At 68.7% G+C, this 4,693-nt stretch carries 3 protein-coding genes; 1 reads left to right on the top strand and 2 read right to left on the bottom strand.

Annotated features, from left to right (window positions below; all coding sequences use genetic code 11):
• Positions 1-143 precede the first annotated feature (143 nt).
• Together VFL64_RS13110 and VFL64_RS13105 are read right to left on the bottom strand one after the other, a co-directional pair.
• The gene (locus VFL64_RS13110; RefSeq protein WP_489540823.1) at positions 144-896 is read right to left on the bottom strand and encodes a class II glutamine amidotransferase; all 753 of its coding nucleotides are present in this window, start codon (positions 894-896) and stop codon (positions 144-146) included.
• 7 nt (positions 897-903) lie between these two features.
• Complete coding sequence (locus VFL64_RS13105; protein ID WP_489540822.1) at positions 904-2,142, bottom strand: NAD(P)/FAD-dependent oxidoreductase; 1,239 nt, start codon at positions 2,140-2,142, stop codon at positions 904-906.
• A 193-nt stretch (positions 2,143-2,335) separates the two neighbouring features.
• Between VFL64_RS13105 and VFL64_RS13100 the strand changes: the two genes are divergently transcribed.
• The gene (locus VFL64_RS13100) at positions 2,336-4,447 is read left to right on the top strand and encodes a PQQ-dependent dehydrogenase, methanol/ethanol family (protein WP_489540821.1); all 2,112 of its coding nucleotides are present in this window, start codon (positions 2,336-2,338) and stop codon (positions 4,445-4,447) included.
• Positions 4,448-4,693 lie beyond the last annotated feature (246 nt).

The following is a 4,693-nucleotide window of genomic DNA, read 5'->3' as shown; positions in this document are numbered from 1 at the left end:
CGCGCTTGGCTGGTGGTCACGCACGCGGTCGAGAGCCGCTATCCCTTCCTACAGAGCGCCGAACGCGTCGCCAGCAACAAGGACGCTGCGCTGTGGCGTGTCGACCGTGGCGTGCCGGCGATGGCGCGCGCGCTGGGCTGCAGCTAGAACGGGCAGCCGTCGACGAACACCTTGAGTTCGCCCGGCGCGAAGGCCACCCAGGCCTCATCGGTGGTGAGCGGCTGCGTCACGACCACGGCCACGCGGTCGGTCGGCGTGGTGAAGCGCTCGAAGTCGACGCTCATGTCTTCGTCTTGCAAGCGCGCGGTCTGGAACGGTGCCTGCCGCACCAGGTAGTGCAGGTGCGTGGAGCAGTGCGCCCACAGCGCCTGCCCGTTGCTCAGCATGAAGTTGAAGGTGCCGTGCGCGGCGATGCGTGGCACCAGTTCGCGCAGCGTGGTGCTCAGCTCGGCGATCGAGGGCACGCCGGCATGCGCCTTGGCCAGCTCCTGCATCAGCCAGCAGAAGGCACGCTCGCTGTCGGTGTCGCCCACCGGTTGGAAGGCGCCGTGCAGGCGCGGCGCATAGTTCTTCAGGTCGCCGTTGTGCGCGAAAACCCAGTAGCGGCCCCACAGCTCGCGCTGGAAGGGGTGCGTGTTCTCCAGCGCGATGCGGCCCTGCGTGGCCTTGCGGATGTGGGCGATGACGTTGGGGCTGTGGATGGGGTAGTGCCTCACCATCTCAGCCACCGGCGAGAGCGCGGCGCTTTGCGCATCGACGAAGCAGCGCACGCCGGCCCCTTCGAAGAAGGCGATGCCGAAGCCGTCCTTGTGTTCCTCGGCGCGCCTGGAGAAGCCGGTGAAGCTGAACACCAGGTCGGTGGGCGTGTTGGCGTTCATCCCGAGGAGTTGGCACATCGAACGACTACTCCGTGAACAAGCGCCTGAAGCCCTTGAAGGTGAACAGCTGCCCCGGGTTGCTGGTCTCGTTGAGCACACCGCTCATGCGCTGCAGCAGCTTGGCGCTGCGGCGTGCACGCCAGATCACCAGGTCCATCAGCCACGGGTGGGCGTTGACACGGTTGGCGCGCTCATAGAGTTCGAAGCGCGGCTTCAGCGCCAAGAGGCCGGTCTCATAGTGCGCGCGCACGGTGGCATCGTCCAGTGACTGGGCGCGCCCCGCCAGCAGGGCCTGGGCGGCGAGCATGCCGGTCTCCAACGCCTTGCCGATGCCCTCGCCGGTGAAGGAGTAGGTGCTGCCCGCCGCCTCGCCGGCCACCAGCAGGCCGGGCCGCGTGTAGCGCGCGCCGGCCAGCGTGAAGCGCAGCGGCGCGCCCTTGAGGCCGCCCAGCATCTGGCCGCCTTCCATCAGCTCGCGCGCCGGCGCATAGGCATCGCGGAAGCGCTCGAACACCTCGCGCAGGTTCACGTCGAGCATGCGGTTGTGGCCCTGGGCGTCGCGCGTGTGGCTGCCCACCACGCCCACGCCGATGTTGAACACGCCATCGCGGCAGGGAAAGATCCAACCGTAGCCGGGGCGCAGCTTGCGGTGCCACACCACCTCCATCTCGGTGATGCGGCCGACCATGGCCTCGTTCTTCACATAGGCCCGCAAGGCCACGCCAGCCGGCGTCTGGCGTTCGCACACGCCGGCGGCCTTGAGGGCCTGCGGCACGGCACCGCTGGCCAGCACCACCCAGTCGGCGCGGATCTCACGGCTCACCTGTTCGTGCGACACCTTGGCACCGCACACGCGGCCGTTGCCATCGAGCAGCGGCGCCTCGAACTGCACCGGCGCGTGCATGCGCGCACCGGCGCGCACGGCGGCGCGGCAGACGATGTCATCGAGCTCGCGCCGCGGCAGCACGGCCACGCGGCCAGGCACGTCGATGCGGCCGCCGCGCGGGCCGATGCAGGCCACATGGCCGGCGGGTTGCGCGGCGGCCATCACTTCATCGAGCACGCCCAGGTGGGCGAGCGCGGCGTGCGCATCGGGGATCAGGCCGTCGCCGCACACCTTCTCGCGCGGGAAGCTCTTCTGGTCGATCAGCACCACCCGCAGGCCAGCGCGGGCCAGCACCTGGGCCGCGGCGCTGCCGGCCGGGCCGGCGCCCACGACCAGCACGTCGCAGCGCTCGGGCAGTTCGGACAAAGTCAAATTCATAGGGTGGCAAGCATACCGGCGCCCTCGGCTGTGGCAGCTTGGCGCAGCACAGGGTGCGCCAAGCTGCCGGCTTGGGGGAAAACACCTTGTTGTGAGGCCTTGATGATCTTCAGATGATGTTTTGGCACGCCTGTCTCGAAACAGGCCGCGCCGACGGCACCCTGGCCTTCGGCACACAACACAGGAGACCCGCATGAGACACCCATGGATCGCCGCGCTGGCTGCGGCTGTGCTGGCCTGCGCCCAAGGCGCCGCGCTGGCCCAGGCCTCGGCCAAGGGCTCGGAAGCCCACATCCGCGCGGCCACCGGCCTCGTCGACGGCGCCGGCATGCGCGCCAACGCCGCCACCTCGAAAGACTGGCCCAGCTACGGCCTCGACTACGCCGAGACGCGCTTCAGCCAGCTCGACAAGATCAACGACAAGAACGTCAAGGACCTGGGCCTGGTCTGGAGCTACAACCTCGAGTCCACGCGCGGCGTGGAGGCCACGCCGCTGGTCGTCGACGGCATCATGTACGTCACCGCCTCGTGGAGCGTGGTGCACGCCATCGACGTGCGCACCGGCAAACGCCTCTGGACCTACGACCCCAAGGTGCCGCGCGATCACGGCGTGAAGGGCTGCTGCGACGTGGTCAACCGCGGCGTGGCCATCCACCGCGGCAAGGTCTACGTGGGTTCGTTCGATGCGCGCCTGATCGCGCTCGACGCCGCCACCGGCAAGGTGGTGTGGGAGCAGGACACCTCCATCGACCGCAGCCGGCCCTACACCATCACCGGCGCGCCGCGCGTCTTCAAGGGCCGCGTGATCATCGGCAACGGCGGCGCCGAGTACGGCGTGCGCGGCTACATCACGGCGTATGACGCCGAGACCGGCAAGCAGCTGTGGCGCTTCTTCACCGTGCCGGGCGACCCGGCCAAGCCCTACGAGAACGAGGCGCTGGCGCGCGCCGCCAAGACCTGGGACCCGAGCAACAAGTACTGGGAAGCCGGCGGCGGCGGCACGGTGTGGGACAGCATCACCTTCGACCCCGAGCTCAACCTGATGTACATCGGCACCGGCAACGGCTCGCCGTGGTCGCGCGCCAGGCGCAGCCCGGGCGGCGGCGACAACCTCTTCCTCGCCTCCATCGTGGCCATCAACCCCGACACCGGCAAGTACGTGTGGCACTACCAGGAGACACCGGGCGACAACTGGGACTACACCTCCACGCAGCCGATGATCCTCGCCGACATCAAGGTGGGCGGCAAGCCGCGCAAGGTGATCCTGCATGCGCCGAAGAACGGCTTCTTCTTCGTCATCGACCGCACCAACGGCCAGTTCATCTCGGCCAAGAACTTCGTCGACGTGAACTGGGCGACCGGCTACGACGACAAGGGTTTCCCGATCGAGACGGCCATCGCGCGCAGCAGCGACAAGAGCTACGACAGCATCCCCGGCCCGCTGGGCGCGCACAACTGGCACCCCATGTCGTACAGCCCCAAGACGGGCCTCGTGTACCTGCCGGCGCAGAACATCCCGCTCACGCTGATGGACAACAAGGACTGGAAGATGAACGGCATGACGCTCGGCGTGCCGGGCTCGGGCCAGGGTTGGAACACGGCCATGTTCATCAACGCCACACCCGGCACCAGCAAGCCCTTCGGCCGCCTGCTGGCCTGGGACCCGGTGAAGCAGAAGGAAGCCTGGCGGGTGGAGAACGTGTCGCCCTGGAACGGCGGCACGCTGGCCACGGCGGGCAACCTCGTGTTCCAGGGCACGGCCGAAGGCCGCTTCGTGGCCGACAACGCGAGCACCGGCGAGAAGCTGTGGGAGACGCCCACCGGCACCGGCGTCATCGCCGCGCCGTCGACCTATCTTGTCGACGGCAAGCAGTACGTGTCGATCGCGGTCGGCTGGGGCGGCTCCTACGGCGTGTCCTCACGCGCCAGCGAGAAGATCGGCCCGGGCACGGTCTACACCTTCGCGGTGGGCGGCACGGCGCCGCTGCCGGCGTTTGCGCAGTACCGGTTGAATGCGCTGCTCTCGGGCGTGGCCTACGACCCGAAGAACGTGCCCGAGGGACAGGGCCTGTACGTGGCGTACTGCGTGCTGTGCCACGGCGTGCCGGGGGTGGACCGCGGCGGCAACATCCCGAACCTGGGCTACTCGCACACCGAGGTCATCAACAACCTCGAAGCGTATGTGTTCGGCGGCGTGGCCAAGGAGCGCGGCATGCCGGACTTCACCGGCAAGCTGAAGCCGGAGGACGTGCCGAAGCTGAAGGCGTTCATCCAGGGCATCCCGGATGCGATCCGGCCGAAGTAGCCAGCGCAGCCCCATCCGACGAACGGCGGCCGGTGCTTCACCGGCCGTTTTTCTTGGGGGCTCATCGCTGGGGGGCGCATAGCACAGGCGAGGCCGCGGATCTTGTACGAACGAGGGGCAAGCAAGCACCAATCGCCCACTTCAGGCGCTTCGTCTACGATCGCTCGCCCACCTCGGCCGCCCCGGCCGGTACAGAACAGGAGCGCGACCAGGAGCACCCCCCTCGTCTTCCAGGCGCTGCATCGC

The sequence above is a fragment of the Rhizobacter sp. genome, from assembly GCF_035702065.1.
Lineage (GTDB): Bacteria > Pseudomonadota > Gammaproteobacteria > Burkholderiales > Burkholderiaceae_C > Rhizobacter.
Note: the sequence above shows the minus strand (reverse complement) of the source record. Positions and strands in the feature narration are given on the sequence as shown.